This is a genomic window from Kurthia sp. FSL E2-0154, assembly GCF_038003625.1.
Classification (GTDB): domain Bacteria; phylum Bacillota; class Bacilli; order Bacillales_A; family Planococcaceae; genus Kurthia; species Kurthia gibsonii.
Map to the genome: position 1 here is coordinate 47,174 of NZ_JBBOPO010000002.1, position 17,015 is coordinate 64,188.

17 protein-coding genes are annotated in these 17,015 nt (G+C 39.1%); 16 read left to right on the forward strand and 1 reads right to left on the reverse strand.

Annotated elements, in window-relative coordinates; genetic code table 11:
• Positions 1-39 precede the first annotated feature (39 nt).
• Positions 40-558, reverse strand: a complete 519-nt coding sequence (locus tag MHB75_RS14750) for a DUF2529 family protein (RefSeq protein WP_340998822.1) — start codon at positions 556-558, stop codon at positions 40-42.
• A gap of 110 nt (positions 559-668) precedes the next feature.
• Here MHB75_RS14750 and MHB75_RS14755 point away from each other — a divergent pair, with 110 nt between their 5' ends.
• The 16 genes from MHB75_RS14755 (at position 669) to glyA (ending at position 16,733) form a co-directional block, all read left to right on the forward strand.
• The gene (locus MHB75_RS14755; protein WP_068455947.1) at positions 669-1,028 is read left to right on the forward strand and encodes a response regulator; all 360 of its coding nucleotides are present in this window, start codon (positions 669-671) and stop codon (positions 1,026-1,028) included.
• Between the two features lie 94 nt (positions 1,029-1,122).
• Positions 1,123-1,977: a class II fructose-bisphosphate aldolase gene (locus MHB75_RS14760; protein WP_068455944.1), complete on the forward strand. Its 855-nt coding sequence runs from the start codon at positions 1,123-1,125 to the stop codon at positions 1,975-1,977.
• A 96-nt stretch (positions 1,978-2,073) separates the two neighbouring features.
• Positions 2,074-2,721, forward strand: coding sequence for a fructose-6-phosphate aldolase (gene fsa, locus MHB75_RS14765; RefSeq protein WP_340998829.1), 648 nt, complete (start codon positions 2,074-2,076; stop codon positions 2,719-2,721).
• Between the two features lie 16 nt (positions 2,722-2,737).
• A complete protein-coding gene (locus MHB75_RS14770; RefSeq protein WP_340998833.1) occupies positions 2,738-4,018 on the forward strand; it encodes a UDP-N-acetylglucosamine 1-carboxyvinyltransferase in 1,281 nt (426 codons plus the stop codon).
• 110 nt (positions 4,019-4,128) lie between these two features.
• On the forward strand, positions 4,129-5,097 hold the full coding sequence (gene glpX / locus MHB75_RS14775; protein ID WP_068455935.1) for a class II fructose-bisphosphatase: 969 nt from the start codon (positions 4,129-4,131) through the stop codon (positions 5,095-5,097).
• A 141-nt stretch (positions 5,098-5,238) separates the two neighbouring features.
• Positions 5,239-6,522, forward strand: a complete 1,284-nt coding sequence (rho, locus tag MHB75_RS14780) for a transcription termination factor Rho (RefSeq protein WP_068455932.1) — start codon at positions 5,239-5,241, stop codon at positions 6,520-6,522.
• Positions 6,523-6,727: 205 nt separating this feature from the next.
• Positions 6,728-6,928 carry a 50S ribosomal protein L31 gene (gene rpmE, locus MHB75_RS14785; RefSeq protein ID WP_068455929.1) on the forward strand — a complete coding sequence of 67 codons (201 nt, stop codon included), beginning with the start codon at positions 6,728-6,730 and terminating at the stop codon, positions 6,926-6,928.
• 1,189 nt (positions 6,929-8,117) lie between these two features.
• Positions 8,118-8,717, forward strand: a complete 600-nt coding sequence (locus MHB75_RS14790; protein ID WP_068455919.1) for a thymidine kinase — start codon at positions 8,118-8,120, stop codon at positions 8,715-8,717.
• 148 nt (positions 8,718-8,865) lie between these two features.
• Complete coding sequence (gene prfA, locus MHB75_RS14795; protein WP_141274987.1) at positions 8,866-9,945, forward strand: peptide chain release factor 1; 1,080 nt, start codon at positions 8,866-8,868, stop codon at positions 9,943-9,945.
• A complete protein-coding gene (gene prmC / locus MHB75_RS14800) occupies positions 9,929-10,789 on the forward strand; it encodes a peptide chain release factor N(5)-glutamine methyltransferase (protein WP_141274988.1) in 861 nt (286 codons plus the stop codon). Before prfA ends, prmC begins: the two co-directional genes overlap by 17 nt.
• Positions 10,790-11,017: 228 nt before the next feature.
• The gene (locus MHB75_RS14805; protein ID WP_141274989.1) at positions 11,018-12,043 is read left to right on the forward strand and encodes an L-threonylcarbamoyladenylate synthase; all 1,026 of its coding nucleotides are present in this window, start codon (positions 11,018-11,020) and stop codon (positions 12,041-12,043) included.
• 198 nt (positions 12,044-12,241) lie between these two features.
• Positions 12,242-12,679 (forward strand): low molecular weight protein arginine phosphatase, encoded by a 438-nt coding sequence (locus MHB75_RS14810; protein ID WP_340998851.1) that lies wholly within the window; start codon positions 12,242-12,244, stop codon positions 12,677-12,679.
• Positions 12,680-12,682: 3 nt separating this feature from the next.
• Positions 12,683-13,969, forward strand: a complete 1,287-nt coding sequence (locus tag MHB75_RS14815; protein ID WP_141274991.1) for a methyl-accepting chemotaxis protein — start codon at positions 12,683-12,685, stop codon at positions 13,967-13,969.
• Positions 13,970-14,454: 485 nt separating this feature from the next.
• Positions 14,455-14,898, forward strand: coding sequence for a ribose 5-phosphate isomerase B (gene rpiB / locus MHB75_RS14820; protein WP_068455885.1), 444 nt, complete (start codon positions 14,455-14,457; stop codon positions 14,896-14,898).
• 25 nt (positions 14,899-14,923) lie between these two features.
• Positions 14,924-15,469: a TIGR01440 family protein gene (locus MHB75_RS14825; protein ID WP_141274992.1), complete on the forward strand. Its 546-nt coding sequence runs from the start codon at positions 14,924-14,926 to the stop codon at positions 15,467-15,469.
• Between the two features lie 25 nt (positions 15,470-15,494).
• Positions 15,495-16,733, forward strand: coding sequence for a serine hydroxymethyltransferase (glyA, locus tag MHB75_RS14830; protein WP_340998857.1), 1,239 nt, complete (start codon positions 15,495-15,497; stop codon positions 16,731-16,733).
• Positions 16,734-17,015 lie beyond the last annotated feature (282 nt).

Below are 17,015 nucleotides of genomic sequence, written 5' to 3' on the forward strand. Positions count from 1 at the left end.
GAGGCTGGATTTACATCCAAGCCTCTTTCTTCATTTAAATTATTCCCCGTCAACCATTTCATCATAGGCAATTTTCATCGCTTCATAAATGAATGAGGCAGCAAGCGTATGGGGTACGACAATACGTTCACCCAAGTCATTCGGTAGTAAACCTTTTCGAATGCCCATTGAGATATACGTATAGGCATAATCCGTCATTGCGCCAGCATCATCTGCTTTTTCGGATGTCACGACACCGAAAGGGATGAACTGTTCATACAGTTTTTTTGCAAAAGCAAGTGCTTCAGGATGATCTGCATGACGTGTAAAAATACATACACGGTCTTGTTCTGTAAGTGTAATGGAATCATTCCATGCATGTAAGTTTGTAAACTTCTCCTCTGCATGTAGTGCATTCATCTCAATCGCCTGTAATTCATCATAACAAACAAAGAATACGCGACCATGTCCGAACGTCGCTTGCGCAAGAAGACGTGCTGTCTCTTCAATTGCTTCTTCTTCCGAACCGCTAATTCTTTGGAATAAACCATTTAACTGCGTTGTTAGCATTTTTAACATTCTTTTTTCACCTCATAAGATATATTATAATATGGTTGAAATAGAATGTAAAAATAGGACTGAATCATAGATTTTGGGGAATATATAAGTAGAGCTGTTAGGAGAAAAAAATGAAGAAAATATTAATTGTAGATGACCAAGCAGGAATTCGCCTTTTATTAAACGAAGTATTCAAAAAAGCTGGCTATGAAACCTATTTAGCCGCAAACGGTTTGGAAGCGATTCGTTTTTTAGAAAATATCATCATGGATTGTATGTTATTAGATATGCGTATTCCTGGAGCCAATGGTATTCAAATCTTAAAACATTTGCAAAAGTTAGGTCAAAAGATGCCCATCATTATGATGACAGCTTATGGTGAGCAAGATTTATTAGATCAAGCAAAAGAACTTGGTGCTACACATTACTTTACAAAGCCATTTGATATTAAAGAATTGCAAAATACCGTCAATAATTTGTTGGAAGATTAGGGTGACAAGGTAGAATTAGGGATTTTTTTTTGATAAAATAATAATACAATGTGCTGACTGATATGGCACGCATCCTGAAGGAGGATTTTATATTATGGCTTTAGTATCGATGACAGAAATGTTAAACAAGGCAAAAGAAGAAAAGTATGCAGTAGGACAATTTAACATCAACAACTTAGAGTGGACACAAGCAATTCTTCAAGCAGCAGAAGAAGAAAAATCACCTGTAATTTTAGGCGTATCTGAAGGCGCCGGTAAATACATGGGCGGTTTTGTAGCAGTTGTGCACATGGTTAAAGGGTTAATGGAATCTTACGGTACAACTGTGCCTGTAGCCATTCATTTAGACCACGGCTCAAGCTTCGAAAAATGTAAAGAAGCTGTAGATGCAGGTTTCACGTCTGTAATGATCGATGCATCGCACCACCCATTTGAAGAAAATATTGAAATTACACATAAAGTAGTGGAATATGCCCATTCAAAAGGTGTTTCTGTAGAAGCAGAATTAGGCACTGTTGGCGGTGACGAAGATGGCGTAATCGGTGGTATCATGTACGCTGATCCTGAAGAATGCCGTAAGATGGTAGAAGCAACAGATATTGACTGTCTTGCGCCAGCACTTGGTTCAGTACATGGACCATACAAAGGTGAGCCAAACTTAGGTTTCAAAGAAATGGAAGAAATTTCTAAATTGACGCATTTGCCATTAGTATTACATGGTGGTACTGGAATTCCAACTAAGGATATCCAACGTTCAATTTCATTAGGAACAGCTAAAATTAACGTGAATACAGAAAACCAAATTGCTGCGACAAAAGCAATACGTGAAATTTTAGAAAACGATAAAGTTGTCTACGACCCACGTAAATTCTTAGGTCCAGCACGCGAAGCAATCAAAACAACAGTGATTGGTAAAATGCGTGAATTTGGTAGTTCACAAAAAGCATAATTCCTATTCAATTTAATATGAAGTATAATGTAGGAGAAGTGTGGATTTTTAAAATTCATGCTTCTCCATTTGTCATATTTTCAGGGGGAAAACATAATGAAATTTTTTATTGATACAGCAAACTTTGATGAAATTAAAGAAGCACATTCATGGGGCATTATTGCAGGTGTAACAACAAATCCATCACTTGTAGCAAAAGAAAAAAATATCTCATTCCACGATCGTTTAAAAGAAATCGCAGAACTAGTTGATGGTTCAGTATCTGGTGAAGTAATCTCACTTGATGCAGAAGGTATGATTAAAGAAGGTCTAGAACTTTCAAAAATTCACCCGAACATCACGGTAAAATTACCGATGACACCAGCTGGTTTAACAGCTTGTTCATCTTTAACAAAAGAAGGCATTAAAACAAATGTAACACTTATTTTCTCTGCGAACCAAGCTCTATTAGCTGCACGCGCAGGTGCAACATATGTATCACCATTTATTGGACGTTTAGATGATATTGGTCAAGATGGTGTAGAATTAATTCGTGAAATCGCAGAAATCTTTGCCATCCACGAAATTTCTTCTCAAATCATCGCAGCATCAATCCGTCACCCACAACATGTAACACAAGCTGCATTAGCAGGCGCACATATTGCGACAACACCATATAACGTGTTAGCACAATTATTTAATCATCCATTAACAAACAAAGGCATTGAAGGCTTTATGAAAGATTGGGCAAATAAAGATCAATAAGCAAGGAGATTTCTAAATGGACGTTTATAAAATTCAAGGTCAAAAACGTCTGCAAGGAACTATTAAAGTGAGCGGCGCTAAAAATAGCGCTGTCGCTTTAATCCCTGCATCGATTTTGGCTAGTTCTCCAGTAACAATTGAAGGCTTACCAGAAATTTTAGATGTGTGGACATTGAAATCTTTACTCGAAGAAATCGGTGGACAGGTCACATTTGAAGATGGCGTGATGTCAATTAATCCTGAGACCATGATTGATATGCCGCTACCAAACGGTAATGTGAAAAAGTTACGCGCTTCATATTATTTAATGGGTGCGATGTTAGGTCGCTTTAAACAAGCAGTCATTGGACTTCCAGGTGGTTGTTACTTAGGACCACGTCCAATTGACCAACATATTAAAGGATTTGAAGCACTTGGCGCAAAAGTGACAAATGAGCATGGCGCTATTTATCTGCGTGCAGATGAATTAAAAGGTGCAAAAATTTATCTAGATGTAAGCAGTGTAGGTGCAACAATTAATATTATGTTGGCCGCTGTGCTTGCAAAAGGACAAACGATTATTGAAAATGCTGCCAAAGAACCAGAGATTATTGACGTGGCTACGCTTTTAACAAGCATGGGTGCAAAAATCAAAGGTGCTGGCACGAATGTGATTCGTATTGATGGTGTTGAAAGTTTAAGTGGTACAAAACACACGATTATTCCAGATCGTATTGAGGCAGGTACATATATGATTATGGCCGCAGCAATTGGTGATGGAATTACAATCGATAATGTTATCCCGCTTCACTTAGAACCCATCACAGCAAAATTACGTGAGATGGGCGTAGAAGTCCAAGAATATGAAGAAAAAATTCATATTCCAAAAGTAGAAAAGTTAAAATCAGTAGATATTAAAACACTTGTTTATCCAGGTTTCCCGACAGACTTACAACAACCATTCTCCGTTTTACAAACACAAGCACATGGTACATCTGTTGTAACAGATACAGTGTACTCTGCGCGTTTTAAACACATTGCAGAATTGAAACGTATGGGAGCTACAGGTCAAGTAGAAGGTCGTTCATCAATTATTAAAGGAGCAACACCTTTGACTGCCGCATCGGTAACAGCGACTGATTTACGTGCAGGTGCTGCGCTTGTTATTGCAGGTTTACTCGCTTCAGGTGAAACAGAAATTCACGATATTTATCATATTGAGAGAGGCTATAGTAATCTCATTGAAAAATTGCGTGGATTAGGTGCTGTTATTGATAAAGTTACACTAACAAGTGCCGTTGTAACAGAAGAAAAATAGTGAACAATTTGTTGAAAACAGCACTATAATTTTCTCACTGTGCTACAATAGATTTGGTTTAAACCATTCCACTATTAAGAAAAAGTGGCAAACGGGAGGAACAGTAAAAGATGAAACGCAGTTTATCAATGGAAGTAGTACGTGTAACAGAAGCAGCGGCAATCGCATCAGCAAGATGGATGGGCCGAGGATTAAAAATCGAAGCAGATGATGCAGCAACAACAGCGATGCGTCAAGTATTCGACTCAATTCCAATGGACGCAGTAGTAGTAATCGGTGAAGGTGAAATGGACGAAGCGCCAATGCTATACATCGGTGAAAAATTAGGTTCAGATCCAAATGGACCACAAGTAGATATCGCAGTAGACCCACTTGAAGGTACGAATATCGTAGCAGCTGGTAGCGGTAATGCGTTAACAGTACTTGCAATTGCAGATAGAGGAAATCTACTTCATGCACCAGATATGTATATGGACAAAATTGCGGTTGGACCAGAAGCAGCTGGAAAAATCGACATTAATGCGTCTGTAACAGATAACTTAAAAGCTGTAGCAGAAGCAAAAGGCAAACATATCGAGGATGTTGTAGCAACGTTGTTAAAGCGTGATCGACACCAAGCAATCGTAGACGAAATCCGTGCAGCGGGAGCTCGTATTAAATTCATTAATGACGGCGACGTAGCAGCAGCTATTAATACAGCATTTGATGAAACAGGTGTAGATATTTTATTCGGTACAGGCGGTGCACCAGAAGGCGTAATCGCAGCAGTAGCATTAAAATGTCTAGGCGGAGAATTCCAAGGTCGTTTAGTTGCATCGAACGATGAAGAAATCGCTCGTTGTGAAAAAATGGGAATTGAAGTAAACACAGTTTTATACATGGATGATTTAGTAAAAGGTGATGACGCAATCTTTGCAGCGACAGGTGTAACAGATGGCGAATTACTAAAAGGTGTTCAGTTCAAAGGTGGACACTGTACAACAGAATCAGTTGTAATGCGTGCAAAATCTGGTACTGTCCGTTTTGTAGAAGGTCGCCATAGTTTAACGAAAAAACCAAACTTATACATGGAAGACTAAACAAAACTTTCTCATTCTACTTATATAATTGCTCGGCAGCGCAAGCTGTCGAGCCCTTTCTTTCTATACATCTCTTTTAAATTCCCATGCATTGCATATAAAATAAATAAAAAAATAATATAAGAGTGGTGTTGAATAAATATGCCGGCATTAACAATTTCACAACTTGAGGATATGAAACTCAAGGATCTTTATGCGCTCGCAAAAGAGTATAAAGTATCTTATTATAGTAAATTAACGAAAAAAGAATTAATCTTTGCTATTTTAAAATCAAGAGCTGAACAGGAAGGATACTTCTTCATGGAAGGGATTTTAGAAATCGTCTCACAAGAAGGTTTCGGATTCTTACGTCCAATTAACTATTCGCCAAGTTCTGAAGATATTTATATCTCTGCATCTCAAATTCGTCGTTTTAGCTTACGTAATGGAGATAAAGTAACGGGTAAAGTGCGTCCACCAAAAGAAAATGAACGTTATTATGGTTTACTACACGTAGAAGCAGTAAATGGTGAGAATCCTGAGACTGCAAAAGAACGTGTTCATTTTCCGGCTTTAACACCACTATATCCTGATCGACAAATCAAACTAGAAACAACACCAACGAAATTATCAACACGAATTATGGATTTAGTTGCACCGGTTGGTTTTGGACAACGTGGGTTGATTGTAGCGCCACCAAAAGCAGGTAAAACGCTATTATTAAAAGAAATAGCGAATGCCATTACAGAAAAGTATCCTGAAGCTGAATTAATTGTTTTATTAATTGATGAACGTCCTGAGGAAGTAACAGATATTGAGCGTTCTGTTCAAGCAGATGTTGTCAGCTCGACATTCGATGAATTACCTGAAAATCATGTGAAGGTAGCAGAATTAGTATTAGAGCGTGCGATGCGCCTTGTGGAACATAAACGTGATGTCATTATTTTAATGGACTCGATTACACGTTTAGCACGTGCTTATAACTTGGTTATTCCGCCAAGTGGACGTACACTTTCAGGTGGTATTGATCCAGCTGCCTTCCATCGTCCAAAACGATTCTTCGGTGCTGCACGTAATATCGAAGAAGGCGGAAGTCTAACAATTTTAGCAACTGCTTTAGTTGATACGGGTTCACGCATGGATGAAGTGATTTATGAAGAGTTCAAAGGTACAGGGAACTTAGAATTGCACTTAGACCGAAATTTAGCAGAGCGTCGTATTTTCCCAGCGATTGATATTCGTCGTTCAGGAACAAGAAAAGAAGAATTACTCATTCCAAAAGAACAATTGAATAAATTGTGGGGAATTCGCAAAACATTTGCGGATGCACCTGACTTTACAGAGAAGTTCTTGAAAAAACTACGTACATGTAAAACAAACGAAGAATTTTTTGAAAAGCTCGATTCAAGTATGAAAAAAGCAACGAATGGTAAAGGGCTTATTTAATTTTACATAATAGAAGCTCAAAACATTTTATTTATGTCATATCAAGAAAAATAAATTGCATTCAAATATGGTCTTTGTTATAATTTGATTCATGATGCAATCATTACGTGTTGCATATGCGACAGATGATTCTGGGTCGTGTAAGGCAACAGTTTGATATTAACTACTCTGTTCCAGATGGTTCAGGGCGAGAGGAGAAACAAACATGAAACAAGGTATTCACCCAGATTACAAAGAAGCAACAGTAACTTGCTCTTGTGGTAACACTTTCAAAACTGGTTCAGTAAAAGAAAACATCGTTGTCGAATTCTGCAACGAATGTCATCCATTCTACACTGGCCGTCAAAAATTCGCGTCTGCTGATGGACGTGTTGATCGTTTCAACAAAAAATACGGTCTTAAATAATTCAACTCGAATTATTAAAATACCTGCTAGGCGCTTCGTCGCTTAGCAGGTATTTTTCGTTTTACATAAGTGTGGATTCCCTTTCGCGCGCGGATTTGTCCCTTTCAGAAGCCGAGATTCCCATTCGCGCGTGGATTAGTCCCTTTCAAAAGACGAGATTCCCATTCGCGCGCGGATTAGTCCCTTTCAGAAGACGAGATTCCCATTCGCGCGCGGATTTGTCCCTTTCAAATGCCAAGATTCCCTTTGGCGCGCGGATTTGTCCCTTTCGGAAGCCGAGATTCCCATTCGCGCGCGGATTAGTCCCTTTCAAAAGCAGGAATTCCCTTTGGCGCGCGGATTAGTCCCTTTCAAAAGACGAGATTCCCTTTGGCGCGCGGAATAGTCCCTTTCGGAAGCCGAGATTCCCATTCGCGCGCGGATTAGTCCCTTTCGGCGGCGGGGATTCCCTTTCGCGCGCGGAATAGTCCCTTTCGGCGGCGGAGATTCCCATTCACGCGCGGATTAGTCCCTTTCGGCGGCGGAGATTCCCATTCACGCGTGTAATAGTCCCTTTCAAAAGACGAGATTCCCTTTGGCGCGCGGATTAGTCCCTTTCAAATGCCAAGATTCCCTTTCGCGCGCGGAATAGTCCCTTTCGGCGGCGCCGATTCCCTTTGGCGCGCGGATTTGTCCCTTTCAAAAGCAGGAATTCCCTTTGGCGCGCGGATTTGTCCCTTTCGGCGGCGGGAATTCCCTTTGGCGCGCGGAATAGTCCCTTTCGGAAGGCGAGATTCCCATTCGCGCGCGGATTTGTCCCTTTCAGAAGGCGAGATTCCCTTTCGCGCGTGGATTTGTCCCTTTCAAATGCCAAGATTCCCTTTCGCGCGCGGATTTGTCCCTTTCAAAAGCAGGAATTCCCTTTGGCGCGCGGATTAGTCCCTTTCGCGCGCGGTTTTGTCCCTTTCAAAAGCAGGAATTCCCTTTGGCGCGCGGAATAGTCCCTTTCGGAAGCAAATCAGTCCCTTTCAACGCTAAACTCCTTTAAAAAAGTGCGAAAATGACCATGTATTTAACCTTGATAAAAAGGGTAGATTCCTGTAGTATAAAGCACGTTGTTTAAAATAAAATCATCGTTTTGCATCACATAAAATTTTGAATTTACATATAAATAATGCCATAATTATAGAATGAAGAAAGGGGTATTTCAATGTATGTAACGCAGCAAAATGGCTGGATTGAAGTAATTTGCGGTAGTATGTTCTCTGGGAAGTCGGAGGAGTTAATTCGTCGTGTACGTCGTGCACAATTTGCGAAACAACGCATTGCAGTATTCAAGCCACAAATTGATAATCGTTATAGTGAAGAAGCCGTTGTATCACATAATGGCACAACCGTTATTGCTTATCCGATTCAAGAACCATCAGAAATGTGGGATTATATCTCAGACGAGTACGATGTTATAGCAATTGATGAAGCCCAATTCTTTGGTCACGATATTATCGAAACGGTACAAAAATTAGCAGATCATGGCTATCGCGTGATTTTAGCTGGACTTGACCAAGATTTTAAAGGCGTTCCATTTGGACCGATGCCATTTTTAATGGCGATTGCGGAACAAGTCACGAAATTACAAGCTGTATGTAGCGAATGTGGCTCACCAGCTAGTCGCACACAGCGTTTAATTAACGGAGAACCTGCAAAAGCAGATGATCCTGTTATTTTAGTAGGTGCATCTGAAGCATACGAGCCAAGATGTCGTCATCATCACTTTGTACCAGAAGGTAAGACATCTGTTGTAGAAAAGTGATGAAAAAAGTCGTTTTTTAGGGTAAAATATATAGGATGATTTTTAAAAGAGTAGCAAGAGTTACTCTTTTTCTTTATACTATTATTGGGACAATAAATAGATAAAACATGATATAGATTAGGAATAAGAAAGGAAAAGGTGAAAATATATGTTTGATCGCCTTCAAGCAGTTGAGGACCGTTATGAACGTTTAAATGAGTTATTAAGTGACCCAGACGTTGTATCGGATAATAAAAAATTAGCACAGTATTCAAAAGAACAATCAGATATTCAAGAAACAGTTGAAGTGTATCGTGAGTATAAATCAATTAAAGAACAAATCGCTGACGCAAAAGAGATGTTAGACGAAAAGCTTGATCCGGATATGAAAGAAATGGTTAAAGAAGAATTAAAAGAACTAGAAGTACAAGTACCAGCCTTAGAAGAACGCTTAAAAGTACTTTTAATTCCAAAAGATCCGAATGACAGTAAAAACGTAATCATGGAGATTCGTGGGGCAGCAGGTGGAGACGAAGCAGCACTATTCGCAAACTCTCTATTCCGCATGTACAGTAAATATGCGGAAACACAAGGCTGGAAAATCGAAGTTATGAACGCGAACCCAACAGAACTTGGTGGGTATAAAGAGATTGTCTTCATGATTAATGGACAAGGCGCTTACTCAAAATTCAAGTATGAAAGTGGCGCACATCGTGTACAACGTGTTCCAGAAACAGAATCACAAGGTCGTGTACACACATCTACATCAACGGTAGTGGTTATGCCAGAAGCAGAAGAAGTAGAATTAGACTTACAAGAAAAAGATATTCGTGTTGACATCTACCACGCATCAGGCGCAGGTGGTCAGCACGTCAACAAAACAGCATCAGCTGTACGTATGACGCATATTCCAACAGGCGTTGTTGTAGCGATGCAAGATGAACGTTCACAATTAAAAAACCGCGAAAAAGCGATGAAAATTTTACGTGCGCGTGTATATGATAAATTACAACAAGAAGCGCAAAGTGAATATGATGCAGAACGTAAATCAGCTGTTGGTACAGGTGACCGTTCGGAGCGTATTCGCACATATAACTATCCACAAAATCGTGTAACAGATCACCGTATTGGTTTAACAATTCAAAAATTAGACCAAATCATCGAAGGTAAGCTCGATGAAGTATTCGACGCGTTAATTATGGAAGAACAAGCGAAAAAATTGGACCAACTAAATGAACCAAGAATGTAAGCAAGTTTTCGAGGCCCTTCAATGGGCTTCTTCTTTTTTAGAGGAAAAAAATCGTGAGGCGAATGCAGCCCGCTTACTACTTCAGCATGTTTTAGCTGTTGATTATACAGGTCTCATGTTGAATATGCGCGAGCCTTTAACGGAAGAACAGCAACAACAATTTGAGAAGCTAATCCAAGCTCATATTGATGGTAAACCAGTTCAATATTTAATTGGAACAGAACAATTTTACGGTCGTACATTCCAAGTGAATGAAGCTGTATTAATTCCAAGACCAGAAACAGAAGAGTTAGTAGAGCAAGCACTAGAGCGAATGACAGCGAAGTTCGGTGATGCACCATTATCACTTGTGGATATTGGAACAGGAAGTGGTGCAATCGCAGTCACATTAAAAAAAGAGCGCCCGAGTTTGCAAGTAACAGCTATTGATCTAAGTGAAGATGCACTTCAGACTGCGAAACAAAATGCACAACTGTTAGAAGCCGATGTCACGTTTTTACAAGGTGATTTAACAGCACCTGTTCAACATCAAAAGTTCGATATTGTACTATCAAATCCACCGTACATTGCGTTCGACGAAGTGAACGTGATGAATGAAGTAGTATTAGAACATGAACCGCATACGGCCCTATTTGCAGAAGAAAATGGTCTACAATTGTATCGTAGACTTTGCGAGGAATTACCGCATATTGTGCATAACCAAGCAATTATTGGTTTTGAAATAGGTTATCAACAGGGTGAAGCTGTGCATAACTTATTGAAAAAAAGTTTTCCACAGGGGAAAATTGAAGTTTTAAAAGATTTATTTGGACAAGATCGCATGATTTTTTGTGAAATCGGATAGTTATCCACATCTGTAAAGTATAAAACCTTTACATTTAATAAAATAATTAGAAGTGGTGCGAAATGCGTAGTATCAATACTTATAAGAAGTCTAGAGCACCTATTTTCAAATAAATTCGTATATTTCTGAAAAAGTTATGCACAGAATTTCACGAAATATCCACAGTTTTAATCTAAAAATCAAAAATGTGCATAACTTTCTGAAAAATTGTGTGGGAGGAAGAGCAAAATGGAGACAAAACGAGTCGTCGTCAATCCAGATGGTACATTTACTTCTGCCTATGATGAAGCAGTTCAGTTATTAAAAGCAGGCGAGGTTGTCGCGTTTCCTACCGAAACAGTTTATGGACTAGGTGGCGTTGCAACAAGTCATGCGGCAGTAGCGAAGATTTATGAAGCAAAAGGTCGCCCGTCTGACAATCCGTTAATCGTTCATATCGGAACAATTGAAGAGATTGATCGCTATGTAATCGATGTAAATGATAAAGCAAAAAAATGTATGGATGTATTTTGGCCAGGTCCTTTAACCGTTATTTGTAAAGTGAAGCCAAATGTACTCTCTGAAAAAGTAACAGCTGGTTTGGATACAATTGGTTTACGTATGCCAAGTCATCCTGTATCACTACAATTGTTACGACATCTAGGTGAACCAGTCGCTGCGCCAAGTGCGAACCGAAGTGGTAAGCCCAGTCCAACAGAAGGTATTCACGTAGAAGAAGACTTAGCAGGTAGAATTCCGATGATTGTAGATGGTGGCGCAACAGGAATTGGTGTGGAATCAACAGTAATTGATTGTACATTGGATATACCGACCATTCTACGTCCGGGTGGTGTCACAAAAGAAATGTTGGAAGCTGTCATTGGAGAAGTTCATCAACCAACACATTTAGAACAAAAAGAAGGTGCTCCAAAAGCGCCCGGTATGAAATATACACATTATGCACCGAATGCGCCTGTTTATATGATTGAAAAAGATGAAGAGAAAATCCATTCTGCAATTCAAGCGTTGCACAAAGAAAATAAAAAAGTGGCTTTACTCGCACCAGAAAATTATGCGTGTGAGCAAGCGGATTATTTCTTCTCATTTGGACAAGATACACAAGAAGAGATGGCGTTACATCTGTATCATGCATTACGTGCTTGTGACGCAACGGATGCAGATATTGTACTCGCAACTGCGACAACGACAGATGGTGTGGGTTCAGCTATTATGAACCGACTTGAAAAATCAGCAGGCGGTAATTGGTATAAATAAAAATTTTTAAAGAGAATCACGCAATCAAGTGATTCTCTTTTTTCTAGATGGTATGTGTTAAGATGAATATAATAAAAATAGATGGAAATAAATAATGTATGAAGTTATATTTGATACTTTAGACATAATATTTTTTTGGTAAAATGTATCATTTTTCCTTCTAAATAAGGTATAATTTAACTATAGGAGAGGTGCGCCATGCAAATTTATTTTATTTGTACAGGTAATACATGTCGAAGTCCAATGGCAGAAGCAATTTTGAAACATAAGAAATTAGAAAATGTGGAGGTATATTCAGCAGGTGTTTATGCACAATCAGGTGTTCCAATGTCCACAAATGCCCAAATTGTATTACAAGAAAATGGAATTGAAACGCAACATCGATCTTCACCAGTAGATATAAATCGATTAAATCAGTCAGATTTAATTTTGACGATGACAGAATCGCATTTACATGCATTATTGCAAGTACACCCACACATTGCGGATAAAGCATTTACATTACATGAATACGTATATAATATACAAAAAGATGTATCGGATCCATACGGTGGAAGTGTAGATGTCTATCGTCGTACATTTGAAGAACTACAACGTTTGATTGACGCACTTCAATCGAAAATAGTGGAGGATTAATACATGGAAAAAGAAAATAAGCACGCATTTAGTTTACGTAAAAAGTTAGTCTTATTTGTAGTAGCATTAGCAGTCATTACATACGGGACGAGTTTAGTATTTATACAATATATTCAGCCTACGTTCTTTCCCGATTCCAATGTATTAGTATTTGAGATTGTAACGTTTAGTTTAGGGGTTATGTGGTCTGGTATTTTAGCAGCAATTTTAGCATTCTTTATTATTAAGCCGTTACAACAACTTGAAAAAGTAGCGCTAGAAGCAGCAAAAGGGAATATTCATCAAGAAATTGAGGTTCGTAAATCAAAAGATGAAATCGAATCTTTAGCGAAGGCTTTTCAAACGATGCTTGTCAACTTGCGTCAAATGGTCAGTAGTATTGAAGATAATTTTCAACAAACGAATCAAACGGTTCGCGCTTTATCAGTAGAATCAAAAGAAGCTTTAGAACAGTCGGATGCCATTGCCCAAACAATCGCACAGATTTCAGAAGGCGCTGTAGATTCAGCCATCTCGATTCAAAATACAGCAGAAGCGATGGAAGATGTACGTTCACTAGCAGATGAAGTGAATAATCATGCAGTAACTTCTTCAGAGTATTCTCGAAAAATGATTGGTGAACTGAATCGCACAACAACAGCCATTGAACAACTTGTGAAGGGTATTCAAGATATGGCTGAGGGGAATCGTCTTGCGTTACAAGATATCCACCAATTAGAACGGAATGCTAATGAAGTTGAAAAGATTATTTTATTAGTCGGTTCAATTGCAGAGCAAACGAATTTACTAGCATTGAATGCGTCAATTGAAGCAGCGCGCGCTGGTGAGCATGGTAAAGGATTTGCAGTTGTAGCAGAAGAAGTACGTAAACTTGCGGATGGTAGCGCGGAAGCAGCAAAAGGTGTTGCGAATTTAATTCAAGTGATGCAAGCAGACGTTGTACAAGTTGTAGGTAAGATGACGTCACAAGTTGAAATTGCAGAACATGAAATGGCACGTGTCAACGAAACAACAGACGCCGTTTCAAGTATGAATCAGATTGTGAATAAGATGGCATCTTCAGTAGATGAAATCTCAACATTTGTTGAAAAACAGTTACACAATATTGAACAAACAGCACAACAGTCACAAGAAGTAGCAGCGATTGCTGAGGAAACAAGTGCAGGAGCGCAGGAAGTTCGCAGTGCGGCAGAAGAACAAGCTCGTTCGATTTCGCAAATGGATGACCTATCACGCAACTTACAAGTACAATCAGAAGAACTGCATAAAACCATTCAGCAATTTAAGTAATATATAGTAGAAAAGAGAAATCACTTGAGAAAAGTGGTTTCTTTTTTTTATTTCAGAGATGGATTTGATCCCAATGTTAGTATATAGAACATTTAAATATGTAGAACAATACGAAAACAATGGGAGGTGGGCGATTCAGTCCATCTCTTTTTTGTGAAAGAAATTCAGGTTTGAAATAGGTTTTGATTCACTAAAGAAGTAAAAATGAAAAAAAGATAACATTTTTTGTCCATATAGTAAGAATTATCAGAAAAATTAACGTATTGTATAAATCTACAAAGTTCGGTATTATGTATTTAAAGAGATGTTTTATTTATTTGAAAGCTATAAGAACTATATATAACTTAACTATTTTATCTATTTAAGTTTTAAACGTTCGTCTTATAGGTGTGGAAGGACCTTGGATTTTGAAAATATATGTCTTTCTCAATGTAAAAATGGTAATATTGTAGTGAACCTTAAACATAATGAAAAGAGGGATTAAATTGAAAATCGCAATTTCATCTGACCATGGCGGAAACAATTTACGTAAGGAGATTATGGCCTTACTAGATGAGCTAGGATTCAGTTATGAAGATTTTGGACCTCAAGACGACAGCTCTGTAGATTACCCTGATTACGCAAAACCAGTATCAGAAGGTGTTGCTTCAGGTAATTTCGATAAAGGTATTTTAATTTGTGGTACAGGCATTGGCATGTCAATCGCTGCAAATAAAGTAAAAGGAATTCGTTGTGCATTAGTACATGACGTATTCTCAGCAAAAGCTACACGTTGCCATAATGATTCAAATATTATTGCAATGGGTGAGCGTGTAATCGGCCCCGGCCTTGCACGTGAAATTGTCGCAACTTGGTTACAAACAGATTTTGAAGGTGGTCGTCATGAACGTCGCATTGAAAAAATCACTGCACTTGAAGAACAAAAATAAACGCAATTCGTAAGGAGTCATGATCATGTTAGACACAATCTCGCAAGATCTAACCATCTTATTAAATGAATTAGCAGAACAAGCTACTTTTAAAGAGGGGCAATTATTTGTTGTCGGATGTTCCACATCTGAAGTCAAAGGTGCAAAAATCGGTACAGCAGGTGGTTTGGAAATTGCAGAGGCACTGTATCAACCACTTGAACAATTTGCAAAACAGCATGGACTTTATCTAGTATTCCAAGGCTGTGAACATATTAATCGTGCTTTAACAATGGAGAGGGAAGCAGCTGAACGCTATCAATTAGAAGAAGTTGCCGTTATTCCAGTCGTCAAAGCAGGAGGATCGATGTCAGCATATGCTTATCGTCATCTGCAAGACCCTGTCGTTGTAGAGACTGTACAAGCTCATGCAGGAATTGATATCGGCCAAACATTAATCGGTATGCATTTAAAGAGGGTGGCAGTTCCTGTTAGAACATCTGTCCAACGTATTGGTGAAGCTGTTGTAACAGTTGCAAAAACTCGTTTAAAACTAGTCGGTGGAGAACGAGCAGTATATACATTAGGTTAATTAATTATTTAGGGGGCAAAGAGAAATGGAAAAACTTGCAGCAAAAGATAAGGCGGTATTTAACGCAATTGAATTAGAATTTGCACGCCAACAAGAAAACATCGAGTTAATCGCTTCAGAAAATATCGTAACAAAAGCAGTAATGGAAGCACAGGGTTCTGTATTAACAAATAAATATGCAGAAGGTTATCCTGGGAAACGCTACTACGGTGGTTGTGAATTCGTAGATATCGTAGAAGATATCGCGCGTGATCGTGCAAAAGAATTATTCGGTGCAGAATACGTTAACGTACAGCCTCACTCGGGTGCACAAGCAAACATGGCAGTTTATTTCACAATTCTTGAGCAGGGCGATACAGTGCTTGGTATGAACTTAGCACATGGTGGTCACTTAACACATGGTAGCCCAGTAAACTTCTCTGGCGTTCAATACAATTTCGTAGAATACGGTGTTACAGAAGATACAAATGTAATCGACTATAACGATGTTCGCGAAAAAGCATTAGCGCACAAACCAAAATTAATCGTAGCAGGTGCTTCAGCTTACCCACGTGAAATCGACTTCGCTAAATTCCGCGAAATCGCAGACGAAGTAGGCGCATTATTCATGGTGGATATGGCACATATCGCCGGTCTTGTAGCGGCTGGTCTTCACCAAAACCCAGTACCATATGCTGATTTTGTAACAACAACAACACACAAAACATTACGTGGCCCACGTGGCGGTATGATTCTTTGTAAAGAAGAATGGGGTAAAAAGATCGACAAATCAATCTTCCCAGGAATTCAAGGTGGTCCATTAATGCACGTAATCGCAGCGAAAGCAGTAGCATTCGGTGAAGCATTACAACCAGAATTCAAAACATACGCACAACAAGTCATCACAAACGCAAAAGTTTTAGGTGAAGCACTAGAAGCTGAAGGCATCAAAACAGTTTCAGGCGGTACAGATAACCACCTATTATTATTAGATGTACGCTCACTAAACCTAACTGGTAAAGAAGCAGAAGCTTTATTAGATGAAGTACACATCACAGCGAACAAAAACGCAATTCCATTCGACCCAGAAAAACCATTCGTAACTTCAGGCGTACGTATCGGTACACCAGCGATTACATCTCGTGGTTTCAAGGAAGAAGATATGAAAGAAGTTGCTTCAATCATCGCACTTGTATTGAAAAATCCAAACGATGCAGCAATCAAAGCAGAAGCAATTACACGCGTAAAATCATTAACAGATGCACACCCAATTTACGCAGACTAATTTATAAAATGGAGAAATCGCCTGAGGGCGGTTTCTTTTTTTGTTAGGATTTTGAATGAGATTCCCTTTCGTCGAGGTGAGATTCCCTTTCGCGCGTAGAATAGTCCCTTTCGAAGAGCGAGATTCCCTTTGGTGCGCGGAATAGTCCCTTTCGGAGAGCGAGATTCCCTTTCGTGCGCGAATTTGTCCCTTTCGGAGAGCGAGATTCCCTTTCGTGCGCGAATTTGTCCCTTTCGGAGAGCGAGATTCCCTTTCGCGCGAGATTTAGTCCCTTTCGGAGAG

Bases quoted from the DNA above. Each gene is read 5' to 3' on its own strand.
- MHB75_RS14750 (WP_340998822.1), bottom strand. From the start codon at position 558: ATGTTAAAAATGCTAACAACGCAGTTAAATGGTTTATTCCAAAGAATT.
- MHB75_RS14755 (WP_068455947.1), top strand. From the start codon at position 669: ATGAAGAAAATATTAATTGTAGATGACCAAGCAGGAATTCGCCTTTTA.
- MHB75_RS14760 (WP_068455944.1), top strand. From the start codon at position 1,123: ATGGCTTTAGTATCGATGACAGAAATGTTAAACAAGGCAAAAGAAGAA.
- fsa (WP_340998829.1), top strand. From the start codon at position 2,074: ATGAAATTTTTTATTGATACAGCAAACTTTGATGAAATTAAAGAAGCA.
- MHB75_RS14770 (WP_340998833.1), top strand. From the start codon at position 2,738: ATGGACGTTTATAAAATTCAAGGTCAAAAACGTCTGCAAGGAACTATT.
- glpX (WP_068455935.1), top strand. From the start codon at position 4,129: ATGAAACGCAGTTTATCAATGGAAGTAGTACGTGTAACAGAAGCAGCG.
- rho (WP_068455932.1), top strand. From the start codon at position 5,239: ATGCCGGCATTAACAATTTCACAACTTGAGGATATGAAACTCAAGGAT.
- rpmE (WP_068455929.1), top strand. From the start codon at position 6,728: ATGAAACAAGGTATTCACCCAGATTACAAAGAAGCAACAGTAACTTGC.
- MHB75_RS14790 (WP_068455919.1), top strand. From the start codon at position 8,118: ATGTATGTAACGCAGCAAAATGGCTGGATTGAAGTAATTTGCGGTAGT.
- prfA (WP_141274987.1), top strand. From the start codon at position 8,866: ATGTTTGATCGCCTTCAAGCAGTTGAGGACCGTTATGAACGTTTAAAT.
- prmC (WP_141274988.1), top strand. From the start codon at position 9,929: ATGAACCAAGAATGTAAGCAAGTTTTCGAGGCCCTTCAATGGGCTTCT.
- MHB75_RS14805 (WP_141274989.1), top strand. From the start codon at position 11,018: ATGGAGACAAAACGAGTCGTCGTCAATCCAGATGGTACATTTACTTCT.
- MHB75_RS14810 (WP_340998851.1), top strand. From the start codon at position 12,242: ATGCAAATTTATTTTATTTGTACAGGTAATACATGTCGAAGTCCAATG.
- MHB75_RS14815 (WP_141274991.1), top strand. From the start codon at position 12,683: ATGGAAAAAGAAAATAAGCACGCATTTAGTTTACGTAAAAAGTTAGTC.
- MHB75_RS14825 (WP_141274992.1), top strand. From the start codon at position 14,924: ATGTTAGACACAATCTCGCAAGATCTAACCATCTTATTAAATGAATTA.
- glyA (WP_340998857.1), top strand. From the start codon at position 15,495: ATGGAAAAACTTGCAGCAAAAGATAAGGCGGTATTTAACGCAATTGAA.